Source organism: Actinomycetospora corticicola, from assembly GCF_013409505.1.
Classification (GTDB): domain Bacteria; phylum Actinomycetota; class Actinomycetes; order Mycobacteriales; family Pseudonocardiaceae; genus Actinomycetospora; species Actinomycetospora corticicola.
The window spans coordinates 5,139,424-5,163,636 of sequence record NZ_JACCBN010000001.1; the positions used below are offsets into that span (position 1 = coordinate 5,139,424).

Here is a 24,213-nt window from a genome sequence, read left to right on the forward strand (position 1 = left end):
CGTGAGTACTAATCCGTGTCCTGGCACGGAGAAGTACTCACGGGGCGCAGCCCCCTCCTAGCGCATCCCGAGCTTCTTGGTGCAGGTCGGCCAGGCTTTCCAGCCCTGCTCGTCCTGGACCTTCTTCGCGACGGCGATCTGCTCCTCGCGGCTGGCCTGGTCGGCGCTGTCGGCGTACTTCTTGCCGCCGAACGCCTTCCACGTCGAGTCGGTGAACTGCAGGCCGCCCTTGAAACCGTTGCCGGTGTCGGCGTCCCAGTTGTTGGTCGACTCGCACTTGGCGAGGCGGTCCCAGGTCGCGTTGCTCTCCGGCGAGGCCGACGCGCTCGGCGCGGCCATCGCGGTGCCGGCGAGGGCGACCGGAGCGGTCACGGAGGCGGCGACCACCCCGACCTTGAGCGAGGCGAGGGCGATGCTGCCCGTGGTCTCGGACAGGGTGGAGGGCTTGCGGTGGCGACCAGACATACGTCGGCTCCAAGTCGAGTCGGGGACGCTCGGGCCGGAGTGCGTGGGGAGCGGACCGGCGGGACGGGACCGTAATCGAACCGAGACCTTCCGTCACCTCGCGTGACCGGATGGCTGCCGAGTGTCGCGGTGAGTGGTGCACCGCAGGCGGTGGGCGGCGAACGGAGCAACCCCGAACGGCTGAATCGGCCGAATGGGCGCTCAGCGCACGAAGCCGACCGCCGCCCAGTGACCACGCGGGTCGGTGGCGGCCGGCGGCCGGCCCGCCTCGGGACGCCACTCGCCGGCCCAGGCGAGCCCCGGATCGACGAGGTCGGTGCCCGCGACGATCGCGGCCACCTCGTCGCGCGTGCGGGGCCGCGGCCGGCCGTGGGCGTAGCGGGCGGTGAGCCGCTCGACGTGGTCCGTGACGCGCCGGTCGTCGGCGGTGAAGTGCGACAGCGCCACCGCGCTCCCGGGCGCCAGCCGCGCCACGTAGCGCCCGACGAGGCCCGCGGCGTCGTCCCGGACGTGCTGCAGCACGGAGAAGGCGAGCAGGCCCACGGGACGGTCCAGCTCGAGCAGACCGGCGACCCCGGGGGCGGCCAGCACGGCGTCGACGTCGGTCACGTCGACGGTGGAGTAGCTCGCGGTGGGGACGCCGGCGAGCAGCGTCTGCCCGTGGGTCGCCGCGATCGAGTCGACGTCGGTGTAGGCCACCCGCGCCGTCGAGCGGCTGCGGGCGACCACCTCGTGGACGTTGCCCATCGTGGGGACGCCGGAGCCGAGGTCGAGGAACTGGTCGACGCCGGCGGCCAGCAGGAAGCGGACGGCCCGACGGAGGAAGGCGCGGTTCTCGCGGGCGAGCGTCACGACGTCGCCCGCGACCCGGGTCAGCTCCTCGCCGAGCCTGCGGTCGACGGCGCCGTGGGCCGCCCCGCCGAGCAGGTAGTCGTAGACCCGCGCCGAGCTGGGGCGCTCGAACTCCTCCGGCAGCGCGGGCGGTCGGGTGGCCTCGTCGGTGGGCGGGCCGGCCTGTCCCGGCACCGCGCCCGGCGGCAGCCCGAGGGTCGTCCGGGGCTGCACCCCGCGTTCCGCGAGCCCGCCCGGGGTGGCGGGGGCGGGCGCGTCGGGACGGTGCCGGCGCGGCGGTTCCAGCACGCGGCCACCTCCGACGGGGCGCCTCCGGACGGGGGCGGTCGTCGGTCAGTAGGCGGGGGCGGCGCGCCCCTGTCAAACGCGTCGACACGGCCGGAGCAGTCCCGACCGGCGTCGACGACCCCGTTCGGTGAGGACCTCGTGCGGAAAACCCTGTTCCGTGACGAGCCGGGTCGGGCTCCGTGGACATTTTCGTCACGGTCGGTCAGTCATCACGACTGGGTCACACCGCCGCCGCTCCGAGCTGTTGGGAGAGGGTTCGGCGGGAGGTCACGTCGACGTCGCTCACCCGGACCTCACGGCGGCGAACGTCCACCCCGTGCGCGTCGCGGTCGTGACCGAGTCCTTCCTGCCCCAGGTCAACGGGGTCACGAACTCGGTCCTGCAGGTCATCGCCCATCTCCGTCGACAGGGCCACGAGGCCCTCGTCCTGGCCCCCGGGGTCGGCCCCGGCGAGGTGGAGGGCACGCCCGTCATCCGGGTCCCGGCGCTCGACCTCGCCGTGGTCGACTCCCTCCCCGTCGGCGTCCCGACGCCCGCGGTCCGCGCGACGCTCGAGGAGTTCCGCCCCGACGTCGTCCACCTCGCCTCGCCCTTCGTCCTGGGCGCCCGCGCGATCACCGCGGCCCGGCGGCTGCGGGTGCCGACCGTCGCGGTCTACCAGACGGACGTCGCCGGGTTCGCCGCCTCGTACGGGGTCGGGCTGACCGCGCGCGCCGCGTGGCGCTGGACCCGACGGCTGCACGCCCGCGCCGACCGCACGCTCGCCCCGTCGGCGTGGGCGGTCGACGCGCTCCGCGAGCACGGGGTGCCCCGGGTGCACCGCTGGGGACGGGGGGTCGACACCGCGCGCTTCCGGCCCGCCGCCGAGCACGCCGATCACGGGGCGGCCGTCGCGGCGCTGCGCCGCGAACTCGCCCCGCGGGGGGAGATGCTGGTCGGCTACGTCGGGCGCCTCGCCCACGAGAAGCAGGTGGAGCGGCTCGCCGCGCTCGCCGGGCTGCCGGGCGTGCGCACGGTCGTCGTCGGGGACGGTCCGTCCCGGCCGCGGCTCGCCGAGCTCCTCCCCGACGCCGCCTTCCTCGGCTTCCGGGGCGGCGCCGAGCTCGCCACCGCCTACGCCGCCGTCGACGCGTTCGTCCACACCGGGCCGTTCGAGACGTTCTGCCAGACCCTGCAGGAGGCCAAGGCGAGCGGGCTGCCCGTGATCGCACCCGACGCAGGGGGTGCGCGCGACCTCGTCGACCCCGGGGTGACCGGCTGGCTCTTCGACGTCGACGACCCCGCGGGTGGCGGCCTCCGCGAGCGGGTACGGGGCTGGCGGGACGATCCGGCGACGCGGCGGCGGATGGGCCTCGCGGCCCGGGCCTCCACCACCGGTCGCACGTGGCCCGCCGTGTGCGAGGAACTGCTGGGCCACTACGCGGAGCTGACGACCTCCGCCGACGATTCACGCGGAGCACACCGCGACGTCACGCGCGGGTCGGCGCAGCGGCGCTCGGGCACCGTAGACACCGCGGCATGACCAGCACCGAGGTCCTGCTCACGACCGCGAGCGCCCCGGCCGGCCCGACGCCCGTCCGGAACGACGGCCAGCGGCCCGGCGCCGGGGACTCCACGCGCTACAGCCTGCTCGTCTCCCGCGACACCGACGCCGTCCGCGCCGCACAACGCCTGCGCCACGACGTCTTCGCCGTCGAGCAGGGCGCACGCCTCGCTCCGGGCGTCGCCACCGACGAGGGGCGCGACGAGGACCGGTTCGACGCGTTCTGCGACCACCTCATGGTGCGCGACGACACCGACGGCTCGATCGTCGGCACGTACCGGATGCTGACGCCCGAGGGCGCCGTCGAGGCGGGCGGGCTGTACTCCGACACCGAGTTCGACCTGCGTCGACTCGACCCGCTGCGCCCGGGCCTCGTCGAGGTCGGCCGCTCCTGCGTGCACCCCGATCACCGCACCGGCACCGTGCTCTCCCTGGTCTGGGCCGGGATGTGGCGCTACCTCGTCCTCTCCGGCCACCGCTGGCTCGTCGGGTGCGCCAGCGTGCCCCTGACCGCCGACGGCGAGCTGCCCGGCGCGGTCTGGTCCCTCGTCCGGGAGAAGCACTACGCCCCCGCCGAGCGCCGGGTGGTCCCGCACCGGCCCGCCCCCATCGGTCCCGACGACGGGCGACGCGCAGCCCGCGCGCAGACCCCTCCGCTGCTCCGGGGCTACCTGCGCCTCGGCGCCGAGATCGGCGGCGCCCCCGCGATCGACCCCGACTTCGGCGTCGCCGACCTGCTCGTGCTGCTCGACCACACCGCGATCGACCCGCGCTGGCGCCGCCACCTGCTGGGGGAGGACGGATGAGCGCCTGGCTGCCGGCCTCGCCGTGCACCCCGGCGTGCCTGCCGGTCGCCCGTCCCGACGACGGGTGGGTGCGGTTCCGGCGCCGCGTGCGCACGGTCGTGCGGATGACCGCGCTGGTCGTGGTCGTGCTCGCGGGCGTGCCGCTCGCGGTGGTCGCGCCGCTGCTCGGACCGCGGGCGGTCGGCCGGATGCAGGCCGCCTGGTGCGGCCGGCTGCTGGCGGCGGCCGGCGTGCGGGTGGTGGTGACCGGGCCGCGCCCGGCCGCGGGGTCGCTCGTCGTCGCGAACCACGTCTCCTGGCTGGACGTGCTCGCACTCAACCGGATCACCCCGGTCCGCATGCTGGCGAAGGTCGAGGTGCGGTCCTGGCCGCTGATCGGCGCGATGGCCGCCCGGGTCGGCACCGTCTTCCTCGAGCGTGACCGCCTGCGCGCCCTGCCCGCCGCGGTGGCCGCGGTCGCCGACACCCTGCGGGCCGGCGGGTGCGTCGGGGTGTTCGCGGAGGGCACCACCCGCTGCGGGCGCGACCTCGGTCCGTTCCGCCCGGCCGCCTTCCAGGCCGCCCTCGACGCGGGCGTTCCGGTGGTCCCGGTGGCGCTGTCCTACGCCGACGCCGACGGGACGGTGGACGCCACCGCCGCGTTCGTCGGCGACGACGACCTCCTCTCCTCCCTGCTCCGGGTCGCCGCGGCGCGACGCACCGTGCTCACCGTCCGGGTGCTGCCCGCGTGGACCGGTGCGGTCGAGCCCGGTGGGCGTGGGCCCGCCCGCCGCAGCAGCGCCCGGGCCGCCGCGGCCGCGATCGGCGCGGCCCTGCCGCTGCCCGCCGCCGACCCGCGCCCCGTCCCGCCGGTCCACGTCCCGGCGCGCCCGGTCGTGCGCCACCCGGAGGTCTCCCGTGCCGCCTGAACCCCTCCCGACCCGCGACTGGCGCGACGACGCCCGCTTCGCCGCCCAGTTCGTCCGCGCGCCCGTGGCGACGGCCTCGGTCTGGCCCAGCTCGACGGCGCTGGCCCGCACCGTGGCCGACGCGGCGCTGCGCCCGGACGGGCCCCGCCGTCCGGGCGGGCCCGTCGTGGTGGAGCTCGGCGCCGGGTCGGGCGCCTTCACCGTGGAGCTCGCCCGGCGGCTCGGTGGCCGTGGCCGGCACCTGGCGGTCGAGCTGAACCCCGCGTTGGCCCACCACCTGGCCGAGCGGCTCCCGACCGTCGAGGTGGTGCCGGCCGACGTCGCCGAGCTGCCGACCCTGCTCGCGGTGCGCGGCCTGCCCGCCGTCGGGAGTGTCGACGTCGTGGTGAGCGGCCTCGGGTGGTCCGCGACCCGGCCCGGCCGCGACGACTCCCTGCTGCCGGTCGTGGCCTCGACCCTCGCGTCGGGTGGGGTGTTCGTGCAGTTCGGGTACACCTTCACCCGCTGGGCGGGCCCGGCGCGAGCCCTCGAGCAGGAGCTCCGCGAGCTCTACGGCGAGGTGACGACCAGCCCGACGGTGTGGCGCAACCTGCCGCCCGCCGTCGTGCACCGTGCCGCCGGCCCGGTCCGGACATGACACCGGCCCGGCGTCGGGAGCCGCGTGGCTCCCGACGCCGGGCCGTCCTCTCCCCCCGGTGGATCAGCTGCTGATGGCGTCCGCGGCGGTCTGGACCATCGCCGGGTTGTCGGCGTCGAAGGCCTTCGCCGCCGCCTTGACCTTGGCGTCGGTCTGGGCGTTCAGCATGCCGTCGCAGTCGGCCAGGACCTTGTCGATCGCGGGCAGGAGCTGGCTGTCGAGCCGGGCCCGCTGCTCGGCGGGCACGTCCGCCGCGGCGACCGCGTCGCGGAACGTCGAGACCGCGTTCCGGTACTCCGAGATGTCGGCCCGGAGCTCCGCCGCCGTGTCGTGCGCCTGCCAATTGGTGTCGAAGGTCTGGTTGGCGCCGATCAGGTCGAGGTAGGCCGTGAGCAGGTCGGCCTGCCCGGTGGCGGACCCGGTCGAGCTCCCGGCCGAGGAACCCGCCGACGAGCCGGTCGCCCCGGCGTCGGTCGCGGCCGGCGCCGCGGCGGCCGGGGACGGTGCGCCGGCGGGGACCGGGGCCGGCGCGGGGGTGTACGTCACGGTGGTGACCATCGAGAGCACCAGGATCGTCGACAGGATCCCCATGAGCGTGAAGACGATGCCGAGGGCGATGCCGGTCGTGGCGAGCACCCGGCCGCGCTCCCCGGTGCGGGCGATCTGCCGGCGCGAGATCGCGCCGAGGACGATCGCGACCGGCGAGACGACGAACGCCGCGACCACGGAGAGCCACGACAGTGTGTTCAGCGGCGGCTCGACGGCCACGGCACCCGGGGCGACGGTGCCGGCGGGGGTCCCGTATCCGGTGGGGGTCCCGTATCCGGTGGGGGTCCCGTATCCGGTGGGGGTCCCGTATCCGGTGGGGGTCCCGTATCCGGTCGGGGTCCCGTATCCGGCGGGGCCGGGCGGCGGCCACCCCGGGTTCTGGACCTGGGGTGTGCCCTCGACCGGCGTGGTCGCGGCGGGGGCGACGGCGGTGTCGATCATCGGGGTGACGGGGCGGTCGAGGTGCTGGGTCATGGCGTTCTCCCTGGTCGGCCGGCGGTGCCGGCGGGTCCGGACACTGCCGGGCTACGCCGCATACCGTCACTCTTCGTAGAGCTCTTTGCCAAGCAACTCGGACATCAGCCACTCGAATGGCGTAGTTAACGTGACGTTGTGCGATAACAGCAGGTCAGCCCGTGGTGGCATCGCGGCCCCGTGTAGCGTCCGGCCACCGTCACCGGCATCGGGGCTACCACCTGCCCCCGACGTCGACCACCGATACGCGGTGCGCGATGGTGGCACCGGCCGGCCCGTCCGGGGCGCGGTCGCAGTTGACCCAGACCTGCGCAGGTGAGGAGAGAGGGAGACCATGCCACTCCCCACGTTGACCCCCGAGCAGCGCGAGGCCGCCCAGGCCAAGTCCCGCGAGGCGCGTCAGGCCCGCTCGGCGCTGCTCGCCGGGATCAAGAGCGGCGACGAGACCATCCCGGCCGTGCTGGACCGCGGCAAGGAGGACCCGATCGCGGGCAAGACCAAGGTGTCGCAGCTCGTGCGCGCCCTGCCGGGCTACGGCCCGGCCAAGGCGGCGGCGGTGCTCGAGCAGGCCGGCATCCCCGAGGACCGGCGCGTCGCCGGCCTCGGCGCCCGCCAGAAGGAGGCGCTGGTCTCGGCCCTTGGCTGAGTCCACCCATCACGACGACGGGCCCGGTCACCTCGCGAGGTGACCGGGCCCGTCGTCGTCGTGCGGGATGTCGCGGCGCTCAGTCGGTGCCGGCGGGCAGGTCCTTGCTCACCGAGCCGAGGCTCGTGCCGATCGCCCAGCTGCCGAACGAGAGCTTGCCGGCCTGTCCGATCGAGGTGTCGCGGTAGATGCCGGTCTTCACGTAGCTGTCCTTGCCGGGGTACAGCGTCCCGGACGGCGGGGCGAAGTCGGCGAAGCGCTGGACGCCGTCCTGCCAGGCGCTGACGGTGCCGTCGGAGGACGAGAACTTCACCTTGAGCACGAGGTGGGTCCACTGGCCCGGCGTGGCGTCGCCGACGACCTTCGAGAACCCGCCGCCGTCACCGTCGATCAGGAACTTGCCGTCCTGCACCTTCAGCTCGAGCGGCGGCGTCCCGGTGCCGTCGTTCTTGAACTGCGTGATCACCTGCCAGTCGGAGGTGTTCACCGGGAAATCGGGCGCGAGCCGGACCGAGAAGCCGAAGTAGTACTCGTCGCCCTCCGACAGGCTCTTGAAGTCCGGCTCCACCTCGGAGCGCTTGCCGCCGCCGGGCATGAGGAAGTTCAGCAGGCCGCCGGCCAGCGTCGGCGACTTCGCGCCCTGGTTGTTCCACGGCGTCGACTTGAAGTTGGCGAGGCCGGCCTCGCGGAAGTCCGCCGACCACAGCGTGCGGCCGCCGTCGTCGCGCGGGGCGGGCTTCGTGGTCGTGGCGGGCGCCGCGGTCGTCGTGGCGGTGGGGGCGGGCGCCGTGGTGTGCGGGCTGACGCGCGGTGCCACGGCCTCCGAGACCCCGGCGGGGGCGACGGCCTGGGTGTCCGGGCGGACGAACTCGCCGGTGTCGGCGGGCGGATCGGCCAGGAAGGTCGGGCCCGTGCTCGCCGCGGCGACGCTCGCTCCGGCGAGGGCGCCGAAGAGGGCCAGGGCGCCGGCGGCGCGGGTCGTGGTGAGGGCCCGCACCCGCGGGGCGCGGTGGGCCCGCGGCGGCGTCGGCAGGGGGCCGGTCCGCGGCGCGGCGGTCGGCGGGCCCGACGGAGCCGCGGCCGGGGTGGCGGGCCCGTCCACGCCGCCCCGGGCCTCGGCGGCGGCGCGGGCGATGGCGGCGAGGTCGAGCGGGGTGGTCGCCGGGTCGCCGCGGTGCCGACCACCGCCGTACGGGCGGGGTCCGGTCGCCGGGGCGTCCAGCGCTGCGGGCCAGGACCCCGTGCGGGGGGTCGGGGACCCGGAGCGATGTCGAGCCATGGGTCGGTCCTCGGTCGTGGCGCACGGGACCCGGTCGAGGGGGAGCGAGCCGGTGTCGCGACGGGTCGCGACGTGTCCGCCTGTCCCGCACCGGTTTCGGGGGGCCGGGCTCGCCGGGACAGGCGGGCGCGTCGAGTCCGGGACCGGAACCGCAGTGGGAACCGGTCGATCACCACCGTAGGGACTCCCCGGTGATCCCGTCGTGCGGGCGTGGGCCCCGCGCGCGAGGCCTTCATCACGAATCGGTCACGTTCTTCCTGCTCACGGCCGGATCTCCCGAACGGGACGTGCAGGTCACGTCGACGGCCGCGGTCGGAGCGTGACGCAGTTCACTCTCAAGTTGCTCCGAACGGCCTCCGACCTGCGCGTCCGCCGGTTGGGGGCCGATCGTCGGCGTCCGTACCATCGTCGGCCGAGGCCCCCCGCGACCCCCGACGCGAGACGAGGACCATGACCGACGCTGCCCTGGATCCGCGTGACCTGCTGCCCGGTTCGCGCGGCGAACACCGGTTGCAGGAACGACTCGGCACCACCGCCCGCGCCGAACGCTTCTACGGCGACCAGGTGCGCGACCGGCTGCTCCCGTCGATGGTGGATTTCGTCCACCGGATGAGCATGCTGTTCGTGGCGACCTCGGACGGCCACGGCGAGTGCGACTCGTCGTTGCGCGCCGGGCCCGAGGGGTTCGTCGAGGTCCTCGACGACCGCCACGTGGCCTACCCCGAGTACCGCGGCAACGGGGTGATGGCGAGCCTCGGCAACATCGCCGAGAACCCGCACGTCGGCCTCATGATGATCGACTTCGTCGAGGACCTGATCGGGCTGCACGTCAACGGGACCGCGCGCGTGGTGGAGGACGCCGAGCTGCGCGACGAGTACCCCGACCTGCCGTCCGACCCGGTGCCCGGCCGGAAGGCCGAGCTGTGGGTGGTCGTGGAGGTCGAGGAGGCCTACATCCACTGCCGCAAGCACATCCCGCGGATGCTCCCGGCCGATCGCCGCCGGCGCTGGGGCACCGACGCCACGGCGCCGAAGGGCGGCGACTTCTTCGGTTCGGCGGCGACCCGCCGGGCCGAGGACGCGGCCGACGCCGCGGAGGCCGCGCGGGCCGCGGAGGAACGTGAGATGTCCCCGTCCGACGAGCGGGAGGGCGCGGGGGCGGCATCCTGAGCGGATGACTGCCGCCGGAGACCGCCACGCCTGGAGCCGACCCGAGCCGGAACCCGTGGCGCCCGGGGTGCTGCGCGTCCCCCTGCCGCTGCCCTTCGACGCCCTGCGTGCGGTCAACGTCTACGTGCTGTCCGGGCCCGACGGGCTGACCCTGGTCGACGGCGGGTGGACCCTCACCACCGCGCGCGAGGTGCTCGACGCCGCCCTCGCCGGATCGGGCGCGGCGGTCGGGGACATCACCCGCTTCCTCGTCACGCACATGCACCGTGACCACTACACGCAGGCCGTGGCGCTGAGCCGCGAGACCGGCGCCGAGGTCGCGCTCGGGGCGGGGGAGCGGGACTCGCTGGAGCTGATGGCGACGCGCCCGACCCCGATGGGCGCCCAGCTCGCCGGGCTCCGGGTCGCCGGGGCGGCGGCGCTCGCCGACGAGGTCGCGGGCACGATCCCCCCGCCCTCCGACGAGGAGATGGCCGACTACGCCCTGCCCGACCGCTGGCTCGCCGACGGGGAGCGCATCGCGGTCGCCGACCGGACCCTGACGGCGCTCGAGACCCCCGGCCACACCCGCGGCCATCTCGTCTTCGAGGCCGAGGGGACGGCGGGGGCGGACGCCGCCTCCGAGCGGCTGCTCTTCGCCGGGGACCACGTGCTGCCCCACATCACCCCGTCGATCGGCTTCGAGCCCGACGCCCGGCCGGGGGCGCTGCAGCGCTTCCTCACCTCGCTCGCCCGGCTGCGCGAGCGTCCCGACCGGCGGCTGCTGCCCGCCCACGGGCCGGTGGCGCCCAGCGTGCACGCCCGGATCGACGAGCTCCTCGACCACCACGACGCCCGGCTGACCGAGATCGAGCGGCGGGTGGTGGCGGGCGACGCGACGGCGGCCGAGGTGGCGGCGGCGATGACGTGGACCCGCCGGGAGTCCAAGCTCGACGACCTCGAGGGCTTCCACCGGGTGCTCGCGGTCCTCGAGACCGACGCCCACCTCGAGGTGCTCGCCGCGCAGGGCCGGGTGGTCCGGGAGCAGGGCGACGACGGGACCGCCCGCCACACGGTCGGGGCCTGACCCGGCCCCGCCCGTCGTCTCCGGACGGGGACCCCACGGCGGGGCGGTTACGCTGGAGTGCCGTCGCAGGAGCAGGCACGCACGAGCGCGAACGAAGGTCGTCCTTGTCCCACCCCGTGTCCCCCGCCGCACCGGAGATCGAGCCGGCGCCCGGAGATCCGGTCGCCGCCGAGCAGCCGTACGTCTCGATGCTCTACGGGCGTCTCGACGTGCGCCGCAAGGAGACCGCCGAGCTGCTCGCCCGCGTGCTGCGCGACGAGACGACCGGCACCCCGCAGGCGGTCTCGGAGCGCGACGCGGCCGCCGCGATGTACTCCGAGCAGCTGGCGACGCTGTCGGCGGTGGAGGAGGGGCTCTGCTTCGGCCGCCTCGACGTCGAGCCCGAGGCGCTCACCGGCGACGCCGACCCCGAGGTGCCGGGCTTCGACCAGGAGACGGTCTACATCGGCCGGCTCGGGCTGCTCGACGAGGACCACGACTACGAGCCGCTGCTGATCGACTGGCGCGCGCCGGTCGCCCGGCCCTACTACACGGCGACGGCGGCGAACCCGGACGGCATCCGCCGCCGCCGCCACCTGCGGACGCGCAGCCGCAGGGTGCTCGCCGTCGACGACGAGATCCTCGACCTGGCCGAGGCCGCCGCGGCGTCCGGCGCGCAGCGCGGGGGACTGACCGGCGAGGCGACGTTGCTCGCCGCGCTGACGGCGGGGCGCACCGGCCGCATGGGCGACATCGTCGCCACCATCCAGTCCGAGCAGGACCGGATCATCCGCGCCGGGGTCAACGGCGTCCTCGTCGTGGAGGGCGGCCCGGGGACCGGCAAGACCGCGGTCGCGCTGCACCGCGCGGCGTACCTGCTCTACACCCACCGGCGGCAGCTGGCGAAGCGCGGAGTGCTCGTCGTGGGGCCGAACCCGACCTTCCTGCGCTACATCGAGCAGGTGCTCCCGTCCCTGGGCGAGACGTCGGTGCTCCTGCAGACGGTCGGCGAGCTGTACCCCGGCCTGGCCGCCCAGGGCCACGAGACGTCCGCGCGCTCGGCCCGCAAGGGCGACCTCGACATGGCGAAGGTGCTCGCCGCCGCGGTGCGGGACCGGCAGGAGCTGCCGCGCCGGCCGGTCCGCCTCGTCGTCGACGGCGAGCCGGTGGAGATCGACCGCGACCTCGTGGCGCAGGCCCGGACGCGGGCGCGGCGCACGCGCCGACCGCACAACGACGCCAAGCGCACCTTCCTGCGCGAGGCGGTCGACCTGCTCGCGCGCCGGGAGCGCGACCGGATCGCCACGCAGGGCTCGCACCCCGAGGTGCCGAACTCCGACCGGCGCCTGCTCGACCGCGGCGACCTCGCCGACATCCGCCAGGCGATGCGCGACGACCCCGACCTCATGGCCGCGCTCGACGCGTTCTGGCCGACGCTGACCCCGCCGCAGCTACTGGTCGACCTGTTCACCGACCCGAAGCGGATCACCGCGGCGACCCGCGGCTGGTCGGAGGCCGACCGGGCCCTCCTCGCGCGGGAGAGCCGGCCCCGGCACCCGCTCGACCCGCAGTGGTGGACCCCGGCCGACGCCGTGCTCCTCGACGAGGCCGCCGAGCTGCTCGGTGAGGACGACACCGCCGAGCGGGAGCGGGCGGAGCGCAAGCGCGAGGCCGACGAGGCCTACGCCGCCGGGGTGCTGGAGATCCTCGCGATGGAGGAGGACTGGGACCCGGAGCTGCTGCGTCCGACCGACGTCGTCGACGCCTCGGTGCTCGCCGACCGCAGCAGCGAGGTGTCCTACGCCAGCGCCGCCGAGCGGGCGGCCGAGGACCGCACCTGGACCTTCGGGCACGTCATCGTCGACGAGGCGCAGGAGCTCTCGCCGATGGCGTGGCGGGTGCTCATGCGCCGCTGCCCGAGCCGCTCGATGACGCTGGTCGGTGACGTCGCCCAGACCGGTGCCCGCGACGGCGCCTCTTCCTGGCACTCCGTGCTCTCGCCCTATGTGGCGGCCCGCTGGCGCCGCGAGTCGCTGACGGTCAACTACCGCACGCCCGCCGAGATCGCCGCCGTGGCCGCGGACGTCCTCGCCGTGATCGACCCGGGGCAGAAGCCGCCGGAGTCGGTGCGTGAGTCGGGCGTGCCGCCGCGCGCGGTCGCCACCGAGCCCGAGGGGCTGGACCACCAGGTGGCCACCACGGCCCGGGCCGCGGCCGACGAGGTCGTCGACGCCGAGGGCAACGGCCGCGTCGCGGTGCTCGCGCCGGAGAGCCGGGTGGAGGGCCTGCGGGCCCGGCTGGTGGCCGACGGCGTGGTCACCGAGGGCGCCGCCACCCCCGACGACGGGCGCGGCGGCTCCGACCTCGAGGTGGCCGTCATCGTCTCCACGGTGTCCGACGCGAAGGGCCTCGAGTTCGACGCCGTCGTCGTGGTGGACCCGGCGGCGATGGTCGAGGAGTCCCCGCGCGGGCTGAACGACCTCTACGTCGCCCTCACCCGGGCCACGCGGTCGCTCGACGTCGTGCATCCCGGGCCGCTGCCGCCGGTCCTCGCCGCGCTCGCGACCGCGGCCGACACGCCCGTCGGCTGAGCCGTACCGGGCGGTCGGTGGAGTGCCGGCCTCCCGTTCGTCACGATCGGGACAACCCTGCTCACAGGAGCGTAACGACGCGCGTCCGACGCCCGACGTCGTCGTTGACCAGGGATGAACCCCGGGCCCGTCCGCGCGGATCGCGGACGCCGGGCCGGGTTCCGGGGGATGATGGCCCGGGTGGAGCTCGAGGAGGTGGCGCGGTGAGCACGACCGAGGCCGGGCCGCCTGCCGTCGTGGGCGGGCGCTACTCCGTGGGCGACCTCATCGGTCGCGGCGGTGCCGCCGACGTCTACCGCGCCCGCGACGAGCTGCTCGGCCGCGACGTGGCCATCAAGATGTTCGGCGCCGGCGGCGAGGTGGTCGCCGCGGCCAACGCCGAGGCCGCCGTCGACGGTGCCGACGCCCCCGCGCCCGACGCGGCGGGCGAGGGCGAGGGCGAGGGCGCGCGCTACGGCCCGGGCGACGGCGGCTCCGCGCCGCGGCCGTCCTCGCCGCCCGCCGAGCTGGTCGGGGACCTCGAGGAGGGCTCCGACGCCCGCAACCGGCGCGAGGTCCTCACGCTCGCGGCGCTGTCGCACCCCGGGCTGGTCACGGTCTACGACGTCGGGGACGACCGGGGCCGCGCCTACTTCGTCATGCAGCTCATCGAGGGGGACACCCTCGCCCAGCGGATCCGGCGCGGGCCGCTGCCGCTCGGGGACGTCGTCGCGCTCGGGGCCGCCCTCGCGGACGCGCTCGGCTACGTGCACCGCCGTGGCGTGGTCCACCGCGACGTCAAGCCCGGCAACGTCCTGCTCGACGCCGAGGGCCGGGCCCACCTCTCCGACTTCGGGATCGCCGCCGTGCGGGACGCGGCGCCGGTCACGGCGGCCGGCATGGTCATCGGTACGGCGTCCTACCTGAGCCCGGAACAGGTCCGGGGCGAGGCGGTGACGCCGGCGGTGGACGTCTACGCGCTCGGCCTGGTCCTCATCGAGTGCCTCACCGGCCGGCGCGAGTACCCGGGCAACGCCCTCGAGGCCGCGGTCGCCCGCCTGCACCGCCGTCCCGCGGTCCCCACCGGACTCCCGGACTCGCTGCGCACGCTGCTCGTCGCGATGACCGCCGACGAGCCGGCCGCCCGCCCCGAGGCCGACGAGGTGCTCGCGGCGATGCGGGCGGTGTCCCGCGAGATCGGGCTCGACGCCGAGACGGTGCTCTCGCCGGCCCTCATGGCCGCGCCGACCCACGCGGTGCCCCTCTCCCCGGGGCCGGCGGTCCACGCATCCGGTCCCCTGGTCGCCGCCGGCGCGCCGACCGGCCCGTACGTCGCCGAGTCGCCCACCGGGCCCACGCCGGGCTCCGGCCGTCGCCGCGGCGTGCTCGTGGCCGTGGGGATCGCCCTGGCGGCCGTCCTCGTCGCGGGATCGGCGCTGGCCTACACGCTCGTCGCCGGCGCGCGGGCCACGCCGCTGCCCGCCGTGCCCACCCAGATCCCGGCCCCGCCGGTCCCCTCCGTCGTGGTGCCGACCACCACCGAGGCACCCGAGCGGGTGGAGTCGACCCGGGTCCGGGTCACCACCACGCGGGCCCGCGCCCGCACCACGACCACGACGCCGGCGCCGGTCGCCCCCGTCGTGCCGGCGGCGCCGCCCGTCGTCACCACGCAGCCCGCGCCGCCGGTCACCACCGAGCCGACGGGGCGGTCGACGTCGTCCGCGCCGGTGCCGGACCCGAACCCCGACCCGAACCCGCAGCCCCAGCCGAACCAGGTCGTCGCCGCCGGACGCTGATCACCCCAGCGGACGGGTGGCCGCCTCGACCGAGAGCGGCGGGCCGGTGGGCAGCAGCCCGATGACGGCCTGCGGCGCCGGCGCGAGGGCCCGGCCGAGCCCGAGGGCCTCGGCGGTGGCGGCGTCGGGCACCCCGTGCACGGAGCCGGTCGCCCCGACGACGACGAGGGCGCCGTCCTCCTCCCGGACCGCCACGCCGGTGCCGGGCAGCACCGCGCGGTCGACGCGGTCACCCGAGCCGTCCGCCTGGCGCAGCGTGACCCCGGGCGGCAACGGGTCGGAGGCGACCGTCACGCCCGCACCCGGCGCCGACCCGGCCGTGCGGTCCGCGCAGGCGGTCGGGGCGCGGTCGGGCGGCAGCGGGACGGGCGCGGGGTCGGGGAAGGCGCCGACGTCGATCGCCCGCGAGATCGGCGTGTTCGCGACCTGGGCGGGCGACACCGTGGGGATCGGGACCCCGGCGAGCGCGGGGTCGTCGAGCCGGATCAGGCGCGCGAGCAGCTCCGGCACCACCTCCACCCCGTCGGTGAGCACGAGCAGGTAGGTGTCGGTGCTGCCCGCCCCGACCAGCCGGACGATGCCGCCGGCCCGTTCCCCGGCGAGGTCGGCCGGCACGGGCGCCCCGCGGCGCGGGATCACCGGGGGCGTGATGGGCGGCGCCTCCGGCAGCGCGGCGAGGAACCCGCTGCTCGCGGGTCGGGGCAGCAGGCCGCCGAGTCCGAGGGCCTCGACGACGGCGGGCCGCGCGACGTCGAGCCGGGCGCGGGTACCGCCGAGGACCAGCCAGTTCTGCCCCGCCCGGTCCACCACGACGAGTCCCTCGCCGGGTGCGAGCGGACGGCCGGGCGGCCGGGCCCCGGCGAGCACCGTCGTCGCGGTGCGGGGGCGGGCCCGGTCGGCGGCGGGGTCGGTGGTGTCGCAGACCGACCACACGGCGGGTCCGGGGAGGTCCGGAGGCGGCAGGACGGGGGCGTCCACGATCCCCACCGGGCGCGCCCGCGGTGCCGCCGCGAGCACGTCGTCGTCGATCTCCACCGGGTCGACCGGCGTCGGCGCACCGGCCACCGCGGCCGCCGCCAGCCGGGCCGAGGCGAGGTTCGGGACGCCGATCAGCGCGGGCGGGTCGGCGCGGGAGACCACGGCGAGCGCGCCGCTGCGCTCCCCGACGACGATGGCCGCGGCCCGCCAGTCGGCGGGCCGGTGCACGGCCCCGAGCACGGCCGCCACCCCGAGCCCGAGCGCGGCGAGCAGGGCCCCGGCGATCGTGGCGCGGGCGTGCGAGCGCAGCGGGTCGACCGTCGGCGCGGGGTCACGCCGGACGAGCGCCGAGGTCATCCGCCGTGCGGAGAACCGCGCCGCGACCACCTGGCCAGTCGTGGCGCCACGACGACCGGGGGACTCGGGCGGAGCGGTCATGGTGCGCCCGAGCCTGGCACACGCACCGGGGCGCGCACGGCCCGTTCGCCGGATCTCCCGGCGCGAGCAGGCCGTTCGGGCGTCGAGGGGGAGCCGTGGGACGGGCTAGCGGGGCGGGCGGGGCGAGATCCGGAGCCGGATGGAGGCGTGCACGGCCTCGGTGCCGCGGTCGTCGCGGATCGCGACCTCCACGGTCGCGTCCTCCTTGTCCGGCCCGAAGGTCGGAGGGGTGGCCCACTGCGCGTCCGCGGTGACGGAGGTCGTCGCCGTGGCGAGGTACCGGACCTCCATGCCGATCGGGATCCAGCGGTGGCCGGGCGGCACCGCGGCCTCGGCCAGCACCCCCATCGCGTACTCGGCGAGGTTGCACGAGGCGATGGCGTGCACGGTGCCCAGGTGGTTGTGCACCAGCCACCACTTCGCCATCCGCACCCGGCTGTGCTTCTGGTCGAGCTCCGAGATCACCGGAGCCGCCGTCAGGAAGTACGGGGCCCGCAGCCAGACCGCGCCGCTGACGAGCAGCCGCCCGGGCAGCGAGCCGGAGAAGCGGTTCCAGGAGGACAGCACGGCGCTCATGGGAGAGAACCTACTCAGGAGTAACCGATGGTGCACACAGGTCCGGGCGACAGGGTCGGTCCCGATGCGGTCCCTCCTCGTGCTCCTCGCCACGCTCCTGGTGCTCGGGACGGCCGCCGACGGCCCTGCCGTGCCGATCCCGGTGGTCACCCTCGCCGCGCCGCCGATGGGCGTGAACAACTGGAACGCGACCGGCTGCACGGACGCCTTCGACGAGGACTGGGTGCACGCCCAGGCCGACGCCCTCGTCGCGACCGGGCTGCGTGACCGGGGCTACCGCTACGTCAACCTGGACGACTGCTGGGCCGCACCGCGGCGCGACGCGTCCGGGCGCCTCGTCGGCGACCCCGTGCGCTTCCCGCACGGCATCGCCGCCCTCGCCGACTACGTGCACGCCCGCGGCCTCCGGCTCGGCCTCTACACCAGCGCCGGGACCGCGACCTGCGACCCACGGGGCTTCCCCGCCTCGCTCGGGCACGAGACCGCGGACGCCGCGTCGTTCGCCGCGTGGGGTGTCGACTACGTCAAGGAGGACGACTGCTCCACCGCCGGTACCGACGCGATCGCCCGGTACACCGCGATGGCGACCGCGCTGCGGGCGACCGGGCGGCCGATCGTGTTCGCGGTCTGCGACAAGGGGAACTCGGCGCCCTGGCGGTGGGCGGCGGGGATCGCCCAGGTCTGGCGCACCACCCACGACGTGGCCGACGACTGGGACTCGGTCGCCGACATCGTGCGGCTCACCACCGCGGTCCCGTACGCGCGGGGCAACGACCCGGACATGCTCGAGGTCGGCAATCCGGGGCTCACCCCGACCGAGCAGGCGACCCAGATGGCGGTCTGGTCGATGCTGGCGGCCCCGCTGCTGATCGGAACTGACGTCGCCGCGGCGGCCCGGGACGACCCCGCCGCCCTGACGTTGCTGGACAACCCCGGTCTCGTCGCGATCGACCAGGATCCGGCGTGGCGGGCGCCCGTCGTGACCTGGACCGGGGACCGCCTCGTCCTGCGCCGGCCCCTCGCCGACGGCCGCACCGCGGTGTCGGTGACCGCGCTCGGGGACGGGCCGGTCGAGGTGCCGTCGGGGGTCGCGGGCCGGGACGTGGTGGCCGGGGGCGAGGTCGTGCCGGGGGATCCGGTGCCCGCGCACGGCACCGTCGTCGTCGTGAGCTGATTCCGGTCACCGGAACGTTCGACACTCATCTGGCGCAGAACAAGGGTTATGGAACATGACGACGGGGCAACAACCACTCGGTGCGGCATGGCGCCGCGGACCCGAAGGAGCACCCGATGCCCTCCACCCCAGGCCACGAGCCGGTCGTCGTCCCCGGCCTCGCGATGCGCGAGTGCTCCCCGGCGGCGTTGGCGGAACGCCTCGTGCCGATCCTGCGCGAGCTGGACTTCCCGGCGCGTCGGTGGCAGATCCTCACGGCCGGCGACCTCTACGGGTGCGACACGGTGACCCGCGAGCTGCTGGGCCGGGTGCCCGAGGCCGAGTACGCGTCGGTCCACGACGTGCTCGGCGTCCTCGCCGCGGTGCTCACCGGCCGGCCCGTGCCGGTGACGCCGCCCATGCGCGGGCCGGCCCCGGCAGGTCGGGCCGGCCGGCCGGGCGCCATGCCCGTGCGGGCCACCGCCCCGGCCCGGGCCCCCCACCGCGCCCTCGCCGCCCGCCGACCCGGGATGCCCCGCCCCGTCTAGGTGCAGGTGCGCTCCGCGCAGGTGAGCACTGAGTGGGGCTATAGGCCCACCAAGTGCTCACCTGCGGAGCACCTAGCTGTGGTTCCCGAACCGCTGGAAGCGGATGTCGTGGCTGCGCAGGTAGGTCTGCAGCCCGGCGTCCTGCACCGGGATGAGGTGCGCGTCGCGCCCGGACTCGTTGTGGTGCGAGTGCCAGAGCCCCGGCGGGGTGACGAAGGCGCCGCCCGGCTCCCAGTCGACCCGCGTCGGGTTCTTGACCTCGCCGTTCTCGTCGAGCTCCCGGCCCAGCAGCGTGTAGCAGCCCGCCTCGCAGTCGAGGATCAGGTCGAGCGCCACCGACTGGTGGCGGTGCGGCTTCTGCACCTGGTCGTCGGGGAGCAGGCCGAACATCGCCCACAGCGTGTGCGTGATCGTGAGGGTCTGCTCCTCCTCGGCGTTCGCGAGCAGGACCGACACGCGGTTCTTCGCGCTCGCGCCGTCCGCCTCGGCCACCTTCGTGAGCTCCTCGACCGCGCGGCTGCGCGGGAAGACGGTCGGCCGGAAGCGCGGCTTCGTGGCGTCCGCACCCAGGTAGCGCAGCAGCGGCTCGTCGTGCACCCAGTACATCGCCGCGTCGTCCTCGGCGTGGAACGTCGCCGGGCTGCTCGCGGGCAGCGTGATGAAGTCGCCCTTCTGCCAGCGGATGAGCGAGGAGTTCACCACCGCGAAGCCGCGGCCCGTCATCACGTAGTAGAGCTGCGAGGTCGCGTTGACCTCGGTGTGGACGTTGTCGCCGGCCCGGATCGAGACGAAGTTCGCGACCAGTCCGGGGCTGGTGGCCGGGCCGCTGGTGATGCCGAGGGGCTCGGAGAGGTCGAGCGGGGTGATCCGCGTCCGCCCGCCCTGCCACAGCTCCGGGCCGAAGCGCTCGGCCGGGACCTTCGGGGTGTAGCCGAGGCCCACGGGGTCGGCGGCCTTCGTGTACTCGAACCAGCGGGTGTCCGCGGTCCAGTCCTCGAAGCGGCCCTCGAAGCCGAACTCGGCGACGTTCACCGGCTCGGCCGGGACGGTGGGGTCGATCGCGTCGAGGTCGACGGCGTCGAGGTCGCCCCCCGATCGCGCGGGCGTGGTGGAGGAGTTGCTGGGCAGCGTGGCGGTCATGGCGGCTCCCGGTGTGCGCTCACCGAACGGTGGGACTCTCGTGGCTACCCCGGCGCCGAGATCATGAATGCGCCAACTAACGATGCGTCCATCGTCGTGCCACGGTTTCGAACGGCACGTCGATCGGATCCGGTCCCTCGACGAGGTCGTCGAGCCGGCCCCGCGCGACCCGGAAGACCTCCCGCTGCGCGGCGTCGTCGAGCTCGAGCACGCCGCTGTAGGTGCACACCATCCCGGCGACCTCGTCGCGAGTCATCGCACGGGTCCACCCGACGTGCACCGCGTCCGGGGTGTCGTCGACGAACCCGTGCCCGTCCGGCAGGGAGAACGCGAACCCGCGCCGCGAGAGCTGCGCCGACCCGTCCGCGGCCGCCCGCCCGATCCCGCGGACCTCGGCGACCCAGTCCACCGTCGGATCCGCCCGGCTCCACAGCAGCCCCAGCGTCCCGCCCGGCCGCAGCACCCGGGCGATCTCCGCCGTCGCCGCCTCCGCGTCGAACCAGTGCCAGGCCGAGGAGGCCACGACGGCGTCCACGCTGCCGTCCCGCAGCGGCAGGTGCTCCGCGGTGCCCCGCACCGCCACGGCGCCGGAGACCAGCCCGAGCATCCGGGCGTCGGGCTCGACCGCGATCACGACGGCGGGTGGGGTCGGCCGGGCGAGGACCGCGCGGGTGACGAGGCCGGTGCCGGCGGCGAGGTCGACGACCCGCCCGGCGTCCGCGGGCAGGACCCGCTCCAGGGCCTCGGGATGGGGACCGGGCCGCAGCCGGTCGTAGTCCGTGGCACGGAGGCCGAACGTCGTCGCACGGGGCACGGAACGACGCTAGGCCCGGGATCGCGTCGGCGGAAACCGCGCGCGCCGGACGTCCCCTTCGTCCTAGCCTCCCGGGCGTGCGAGCGATCCGGCCCCTGCGGCACCCGGCCTACCGGTGGTTGGCCGGGAACCTCGCGTGCTCGGTGCTCGCCGAGGGGCTCTGGGTCGTCGCCGTGGTGTGGCAGGTGATCGCGCTCGGCGGCGGGGCAGGGGAGTTCTCGCTCGTCAGCGGTGTCCTCGCGCTCGGAGCGGTGGTCACGGCCCTGCTCGGCGGCGTCCTGGCCGACCGGCTGCCGCAGCGCGGCATCCTGGTCGTGGTCGCGGCGATGCAGGTCGCGGCGGTCGGGCCGGTCGCGGTCCTCCCGCTCTCCGGCTCGCTCGGGCTGGTCGCCCTGGTGGTGGTGGCGGGCGTGATCGGGGTCGCGGGCGGCCTGATGTTCCCGGCCTACTCCGCGGTCGTGCCGCGCCTCGTGCCGGCCGACGAGCTGCAGGCCGTCAACGGTCTCGAGGGGATGCTCCGCCCGGTCCTGCTCTCGGCGGTCGGGCCCGCGATCGCCGGCGCGGTCGTGGCCGCCGCCGGCCCCGGCTGGGCGCTGGTGGTGGTCGCGGCGGCGTCGCTCGCGGCACTCGGGTGCGCGTGGCGGTTGCCGGCGACACCGGTCCTGGAGCGGGAGGGCGGGGAGGGGCCGACGGCGTTCGCCGACCTCCGCGAGGGCTTCCGCTACATGCGCAGGACGCGGTGGCTGCTCGTCACGCTCCTGTTCGCCAGCCTGATGGTCCTCGTCGTGCTCGGGCCCCTCGAGGTGCTGGTGCCGTTCGCGGTGAAGGACCGGGCGGGCGGCGGTCCGGGCGACCACGCGGTCGTGCTGGCCTGTTACGGGGCCGGCGGGGTGGTCGGATCGTTCGCGGCGGGGTCCCTGCGCTCCCCGCGGCGCTACCTCACGGCGATGATCACGATGTGGTCCGTCGCGTCGGTCCCGCTGGCGGTCTTCGGCCTGGCCACGAGCCTCTGGCCGATGGCGCTCGCCGCGTTCGCGGTCGGCGTGCTGTTCTCCGCGCCGCAGGTGATCTGGGGGACCCTGCTGCAGCGCCGGGTGCCGCCGGCCCTGCTCGGCCGGGTGTCGAGCCTGGACTTCTTCGTCTCGCTGGCCTTCATGCCGGTGTCGATGGCGCTCGCCGGGCCGATCAGCGGAGTCGTCGGGCTGGAGCCCGTGTTCCTGGTGGCGTCCGTCGTGCCGCTCGTCGTCGGTGCGGTGGCCCTGCTGCTCGGACGGCTCGGCCCCGACGAGATCGCCCACCCGCTGGACCCGACCGGCCCGGCCACCGCGGGGGTGGCCGGGCCGGACCTCAGTTCGCGATCGGGGACGTGAGGTCGTAGACGGTCCGTCCGCCCACGGTGGTGGCCGTGTAGTGCGCCTTCACCCACGCGGTGATCTGCGTGCCGACGGAGTCGGAGCCGCCCTGGCCGCCCATCCCGCCGCCGTCGCCGGATGCGATCAGGTAGTGCACCTCGCCCGCGGCGACCAGGGCCTGGAACCCCTGGAGCGTCGGGGCGGCGTCGGAGCCGCTCCAGCCGCCGATCGCCATGACCGCGGTCCCGCTCGAGAGTTCCAGCGAGGCCGCGCCCTGCGAGCCGACCACCGCGGCCGACCACCGGGTGCCCGCGTCCTGCAGCAGCGTGGTCAGTGCCGCGGAGGTGGTCGCCCCGCCGGGGCCGCCCTGGTCGGCCTGACCCGCCTGACCGCCCCCGCCGTCGGGACGAGCGCCGGACGGCGGCTGGCCGCCCTGGCCGCCCTGTCCGCCCGGACCGCCGCCACCGGGGCCGCCCGTCCCGCCGTCGGCGCTCGCCGGCCCGGCGGAGACGATCGAGCCGGAGTGCGTGGTCGCGGCGGTGTCCATCGCGTAGGCCACCGACCCGCCCGCTCCGGCGAGCACCGCACCGACCAGCAGCACCGGCAGCGCCCGCCGGACCCAGGCGCGCCGCGTCACCGCGCCGGCCAGCAGCCCGAGGACCGCGACGATCCCCACGACCGCGACGACCCAGCGCAGCCACGGCAGGAACTCCGGGGTGCGGCGCAGCAGCACGACGCTCCAGGCGGTCGTGGCGGCGAGGGCCGCGACGAGGGCCAGGCGCGCCGTGAGGAGCTCCCGGCGCCGCCACAGCAGGGCGCCGCCGACGGCCAGCGTGCCCGCGAGCCCCGGGGCCATGGCGACCGCGTAGTACGCGTGCACGGTGCCGCTCATGAAGCTGAAGACCAGGCCGTGGACCAGGAGCCAGCCGCCCCAGAGGACGAGCGCGGCGCGGGTGCGGTCGGTGCGCCCGGCACGACGGGTGACCCACAGGCCGGCCGCGAGCACGATCAGCGCGGCCGGCAGGAGCCAGCTGATCTGGCCGCCGAAGGACTCGTTGAACATGCGGGTGATGCCGGTCGAGCCGCCGAAGCCGGTGTTGCCGGAGCCGCCTCCGGGGCCGCCGTTCCCGCCGGAGTTGCCGGAGCCGCCGAGGATGCGGCCGAGGCCGTTGTAGCCGAGCACGAGGTCGAGGAAGGAGTTGTCGGTCGACCCTCCGATGTAGGGCCGGGAGTCGGTCGGCCACAGGTCGACCAGCAGCACGTACCAGCCGACCGACACCACCATGGCGCCGAGCCCGACTGCCAGCATCAGGAGCCGGCGGCGCCAGGTCACCGCCGCGGCCAGCACGATCACGCCGGCCAGGGCGGGCAACACCAGCCAGGCCTGGAGCATCTTCGTCAGGAACCCGAGCCCGAGGAGGGCGCCCGTCGCGGCGGTCCACCACAGGCCGGCCCGGCGGTGCGCCACGTCGATCGCGCGGACCGCGGCGTAGGCGGCGGCGGTCATGCACAGCACGAGCAGCGCGTCGGGGTTGTTGAAGCGGAACATCAGCACCGCGACCGGCGTCAGCGCGAGCAGCGCCCCGGCGGCGAGCCCCGCGCCGGGGCCGGCCCAGCGACGCACGGTCGAGCGCAGCAGCGCCACCGACGCGACACCCATGAGCGCCTGCGGGACGAGCATCGACCAGGCGTTGAAGCCGAAGAGACGCCCGGACAGGCCCATGACCCACAACGCGGCGGGCGGCTTGTCGACGGTGATGAAGTTCGAGGCGTCGAGCGACCCGAAGAGCAGGGCCTTCCAGGACTGCGTGCCGGCCTGGACCGCGGCGGCGTAGAACTCGTTGGCGGTGCCGCTCGCCCCCAGGTTCCAGAGGTAGAGCACGGCCGTCCCGGCGAGCAGCACGAGCAGGAGGGGGCGCTCCCACGCCGGCGCATTGGCCGGGCCGCGCCAGGGCGTCCGGGCGGGACGGGCGTGCCGGGCCCGGGGCGGCGCGTCCGGGGGCGGCCGGAGCGAGGTCGTCGTGGTCATGGTGTCGACCCTGCGGGGGCCGGATGTCCGGTTCGTGGGCCGCAGTTGTGGGACGACTGTGAACGCCTGGATCGATGCAGCACCGCGCGTCGGCGCGCCCACTCCGGTACGTCGGATCTCACGGTGACGGAATCGCGCACAACGGGAACGATGAAGA

Annotated in this window: 21 protein-coding genes; 12 read left to right on the top strand and 9 right to left on the bottom strand. The window is 75.9% G+C overall.

Features of this window, described 5'->3' with window-relative positions; translation table 11 throughout:
* Nucleotides 1-57: 57 nt before the first annotated feature.
* Complete coding sequence (locus BJ983_RS31880; protein ID WP_179796286.1) at nucleotides 58-465, bottom strand: transglycosylase family protein; 408 nt, start codon at nucleotides 463-465, stop codon at nucleotides 58-60.
* A 201-nt stretch (nucleotides 466-666) separates the two neighbouring features.
* Nucleotides 667-1,605 (bottom strand): SAM-dependent methyltransferase, encoded by a 939-nt coding sequence (locus BJ983_RS24995; protein WP_179796287.1) that lies wholly within the window; start codon nucleotides 1,603-1,605, stop codon nucleotides 667-669.
* A 316-nt stretch (nucleotides 1,606-1,921) separates the two neighbouring features.
* Here BJ983_RS24995 and BJ983_RS25000 point away from each other — a divergent pair, with 316 nt between their 5' ends.
* The 4 genes from BJ983_RS25000 to BJ983_RS25015 are packed head-to-tail and all read left to right on the top strand — an operon-like array spanning nucleotide 1,922 to nucleotide 5,499.
* On the top strand, nucleotides 1,922-3,127 hold the full coding sequence (locus BJ983_RS25000) for a glycosyltransferase (RefSeq protein WP_179796288.1): 1,206 nt from the start codon (nucleotides 1,922-1,924) through the stop codon (nucleotides 3,125-3,127).
* Nucleotides 3,124-3,954: a GNAT family N-acetyltransferase gene (locus tag BJ983_RS25005; protein WP_179796289.1), complete on the top strand. Its 831-nt coding sequence runs from the start codon at nucleotides 3,124-3,126 to the stop codon at nucleotides 3,952-3,954. The genes BJ983_RS25000 and BJ983_RS25005 overlap by 4 nt, the downstream gene beginning before the upstream one ends.
* Nucleotides 3,951-4,862 (top strand): lysophospholipid acyltransferase family protein, encoded by a 912-nt coding sequence (locus BJ983_RS25010; protein WP_179796290.1) that lies wholly within the window; start codon nucleotides 3,951-3,953, stop codon nucleotides 4,860-4,862. Before BJ983_RS25005 ends, BJ983_RS25010 begins: the two co-directional genes overlap by 4 nt.
* The gene (locus BJ983_RS25015) at nucleotides 4,852-5,499 is read left to right on the top strand and encodes a methyltransferase domain-containing protein (RefSeq protein ID WP_179796291.1); all 648 of its coding nucleotides are present in this window, start codon (nucleotides 4,852-4,854) and stop codon (nucleotides 5,497-5,499) included. The genes BJ983_RS25010 and BJ983_RS25015 overlap by 11 nt, the downstream gene beginning before the upstream one ends.
* 63 nt (nucleotides 5,500-5,562) lie before the next feature.
* On the opposite strand, the gene BJ983_RS25020 is transcribed toward BJ983_RS25015, so the two are convergent.
* Nucleotides 5,563-6,522, bottom strand: a complete 960-nt coding sequence (locus BJ983_RS25020; protein WP_179796292.1) for a DUF4190 domain-containing protein — start codon at nucleotides 6,520-6,522, stop codon at nucleotides 5,563-5,565.
* Between the two features lie 334 nt (nucleotides 6,523-6,856).
* On the opposite strand from BJ983_RS25020, the gene mihF reads away from it, so the two are divergent.
* Nucleotides 6,857-7,168, top strand: coding sequence for an integration host factor, actinobacterial type (mihF, locus tag BJ983_RS25025; protein WP_026204617.1), 312 nt, complete (start codon nucleotides 6,857-6,859; stop codon nucleotides 7,166-7,168).
* Between the two features lie 79 nt (nucleotides 7,169-7,247).
* Here the strand turns inward: mihF and BJ983_RS25030 are convergent, their stop codons facing one another.
* Nucleotides 7,248-8,447, bottom strand: a complete 1,200-nt coding sequence (locus BJ983_RS25030; protein WP_179796293.1) for a heparin lyase I family protein — start codon at nucleotides 8,445-8,447, stop codon at nucleotides 7,248-7,250.
* Nucleotides 8,448-8,897: 450 nt separating this feature from the next.
* Here BJ983_RS25030 and BJ983_RS25035 point away from each other — a divergent pair, with 450 nt between their 5' ends.
* From BJ983_RS25035 to BJ983_RS25050, 4 genes are all read left to right on the top strand, one after another.
* Nucleotides 8,898-9,617 carry a pyridoxamine 5'-phosphate oxidase family protein gene (locus BJ983_RS25035; protein ID WP_179796294.1) on the top strand — a complete coding sequence of 240 codons (720 nt, stop codon included), beginning with the start codon at nucleotides 8,898-8,900 and terminating at the stop codon, nucleotides 9,615-9,617.
* Between the two features lie 4 nt (nucleotides 9,618-9,621).
* Nucleotides 9,622-10,683 carry an MBL fold metallo-hydrolase gene (locus BJ983_RS25040; RefSeq protein ID WP_179796295.1) on the top strand — a complete coding sequence of 354 codons (1,062 nt, stop codon included), beginning with the start codon at nucleotides 9,622-9,624 and terminating at the stop codon, nucleotides 10,681-10,683.
* 116 nt (nucleotides 10,684-10,799) lie between these two features.
* A complete protein-coding gene (locus tag BJ983_RS25045; RefSeq protein ID WP_179798231.1) occupies nucleotides 10,800-13,253 on the top strand; it encodes a UvrD-helicase domain-containing protein in 2,454 nt (817 codons plus the stop codon).
* A gap of 203 nt (nucleotides 13,254-13,456) precedes the next feature.
* On the top strand, nucleotides 13,457-15,028 hold the full coding sequence (locus tag BJ983_RS25050) for a protein kinase domain-containing protein (protein ID WP_179796296.1): 1,572 nt from the start codon (nucleotides 13,457-13,459) through the stop codon (nucleotides 15,026-15,028).
* Here the strand turns inward: BJ983_RS25050 and eccB are convergent, their stop codons facing one another.
* Both eccB and BJ983_RS25060 read right to left on the bottom strand, forming a co-directional pair.
* The gene (eccB, locus tag BJ983_RS25055) at nucleotides 15,029-16,444 is read right to left on the bottom strand and encodes a type VII secretion protein EccB (protein ID WP_179796297.1); all 1,416 of its coding nucleotides are present in this window, start codon (nucleotides 16,442-16,444) and stop codon (nucleotides 15,029-15,031) included.
* 105 nt (nucleotides 16,445-16,549) lie between these two features.
* Entirely contained in the window at nucleotides 16,550-17,020 is a 471-nt protein-coding gene (locus tag BJ983_RS25060; protein ID WP_179796298.1) for a hotdog fold domain-containing protein, read from the bottom strand.
* A 64-nt stretch (nucleotides 17,021-17,084) separates the two neighbouring features.
* Here BJ983_RS25060 and BJ983_RS25065 point away from each other — a divergent pair, with 64 nt between their 5' ends.
* Together BJ983_RS25065 and BJ983_RS25070 are read left to right on the top strand one after the other, a co-directional pair.
* Nucleotides 17,085-18,194: a glycoside hydrolase family 27 protein gene (locus BJ983_RS25065; protein ID WP_179796299.1), complete on the top strand. Its 1,110-nt coding sequence runs from the start codon at nucleotides 17,085-17,087 to the stop codon at nucleotides 18,192-18,194.
* A 116-nt stretch (nucleotides 18,195-18,310) separates the two neighbouring features.
* Nucleotides 18,311-18,721: a DUF2795 domain-containing protein gene (locus BJ983_RS25070; RefSeq protein ID WP_179796300.1), complete on the top strand. Its 411-nt coding sequence runs from the start codon at nucleotides 18,311-18,313 to the stop codon at nucleotides 18,719-18,721.
* A 72-nt stretch (nucleotides 18,722-18,793) separates the two neighbouring features.
* Here BJ983_RS25070 and BJ983_RS25075 read toward each other — a convergent pair whose 3' ends face one another.
* Together BJ983_RS25075 and BJ983_RS25080 are read right to left on the bottom strand one after the other, a co-directional pair.
* Nucleotides 18,794-19,861 (bottom strand): cupin, encoded by a 1,068-nt coding sequence (locus BJ983_RS25075; protein ID WP_218890466.1) that lies wholly within the window; start codon nucleotides 19,859-19,861, stop codon nucleotides 18,794-18,796.
* A gap of 76 nt (nucleotides 19,862-19,937) precedes the next feature.
* Entirely contained in the window at nucleotides 19,938-20,675 is a 738-nt protein-coding gene (locus BJ983_RS25080; RefSeq protein WP_179796301.1) for a methyltransferase domain-containing protein, read from the bottom strand.
* Between the two features lie 77 nt (nucleotides 20,676-20,752).
* On the opposite strand from BJ983_RS25080, the gene BJ983_RS25085 reads away from it, so the two are divergent.
* Nucleotides 20,753-22,045, top strand: a complete 1,293-nt coding sequence (locus BJ983_RS25085; protein WP_343054347.1) for an MFS transporter — start codon at nucleotides 20,753-20,755, stop codon at nucleotides 22,043-22,045.
* On the opposite strand, the gene BJ983_RS25090 is transcribed toward BJ983_RS25085, so the two are convergent.
* Nucleotides 22,023-24,056 (bottom strand): ArnT family glycosyltransferase, encoded by a 2,034-nt coding sequence (locus BJ983_RS25090; protein WP_218890468.1) that lies wholly within the window; start codon nucleotides 24,054-24,056, stop codon nucleotides 22,023-22,025. The two genes, BJ983_RS25085 and BJ983_RS25090, sit on opposite strands and share 23 nt — an antisense overlap.
* Nucleotides 24,057-24,213 lie beyond the last annotated feature (157 nt).

Bases quoted from the DNA above. Each gene is read 5' to 3' on its own strand.
- BJ983_RS31880 (WP_179796286.1), bottom strand. From the start codon at position 465: ATGTCTGGTCGCCACCGCAAGCCCTCCACCCTGTCCGAGACCACGGGC.
- BJ983_RS25005 (WP_179796289.1), top strand. From the start codon at position 3,124: ATGACCAGCACCGAGGTCCTGCTCACGACCGCGAGCGCCCCGGCCGGC.
- BJ983_RS25010 (WP_179796290.1), top strand. From the start codon at position 3,951: ATGAGCGCCTGGCTGCCGGCCTCGCCGTGCACCCCGGCGTGCCTGCCG.
- BJ983_RS25020 (WP_179796292.1), bottom strand. From the start codon at position 6,522: ATGACCCAGCACCTCGACCGCCCCGTCACCCCGATGATCGACACCGCC.
- mihF (WP_026204617.1), top strand. From the start codon at position 6,857: ATGCCACTCCCCACGTTGACCCCCGAGCAGCGCGAGGCCGCCCAGGCC.
- BJ983_RS25030 (WP_179796293.1), bottom strand. From the start codon at position 8,447: ATGGCTCGACATCGCTCCGGGTCCCCGACCCCCCGCACGGGGTCCTGG.
- BJ983_RS25035 (WP_179796294.1), top strand. From the start codon at position 8,898: ATGACCGACGCTGCCCTGGATCCGCGTGACCTGCTGCCCGGTTCGCGC.
- BJ983_RS25040 (WP_179796295.1), top strand. From the start codon at position 9,622: ATGACTGCCGCCGGAGACCGCCACGCCTGGAGCCGACCCGAGCCGGAA.
- eccB (WP_179796297.1), bottom strand. From the start codon at position 16,444: ATGACCGCTCCGCCCGAGTCCCCCGGTCGTCGTGGCGCCACGACTGGC.
- BJ983_RS25060 (WP_179796298.1), bottom strand. From the start codon at position 17,020: ATGAGCGCCGTGCTGTCCTCCTGGAACCGCTTCTCCGGCTCGCTGCCC.
- BJ983_RS25065 (WP_179796299.1), top strand. From the start codon at position 17,085: ATGCGGTCCCTCCTCGTGCTCCTCGCCACGCTCCTGGTGCTCGGGACG.
- BJ983_RS25070 (WP_179796300.1), top strand. From the start codon at position 18,311: ATGCCCTCCACCCCAGGCCACGAGCCGGTCGTCGTCCCCGGCCTCGCG.
- BJ983_RS25075 (WP_218890466.1), bottom strand. From the start codon at position 19,861: ATGACCGCCACGCTGCCCAGCAACTCCTCCACCACGCCCGCGCGATCG.
- BJ983_RS25090 (WP_218890468.1), bottom strand. From the start codon at position 24,056: ATGACCACGACGACCTCGCTCCGGCCGCCCCCGGACGCGCCGCCCCGG.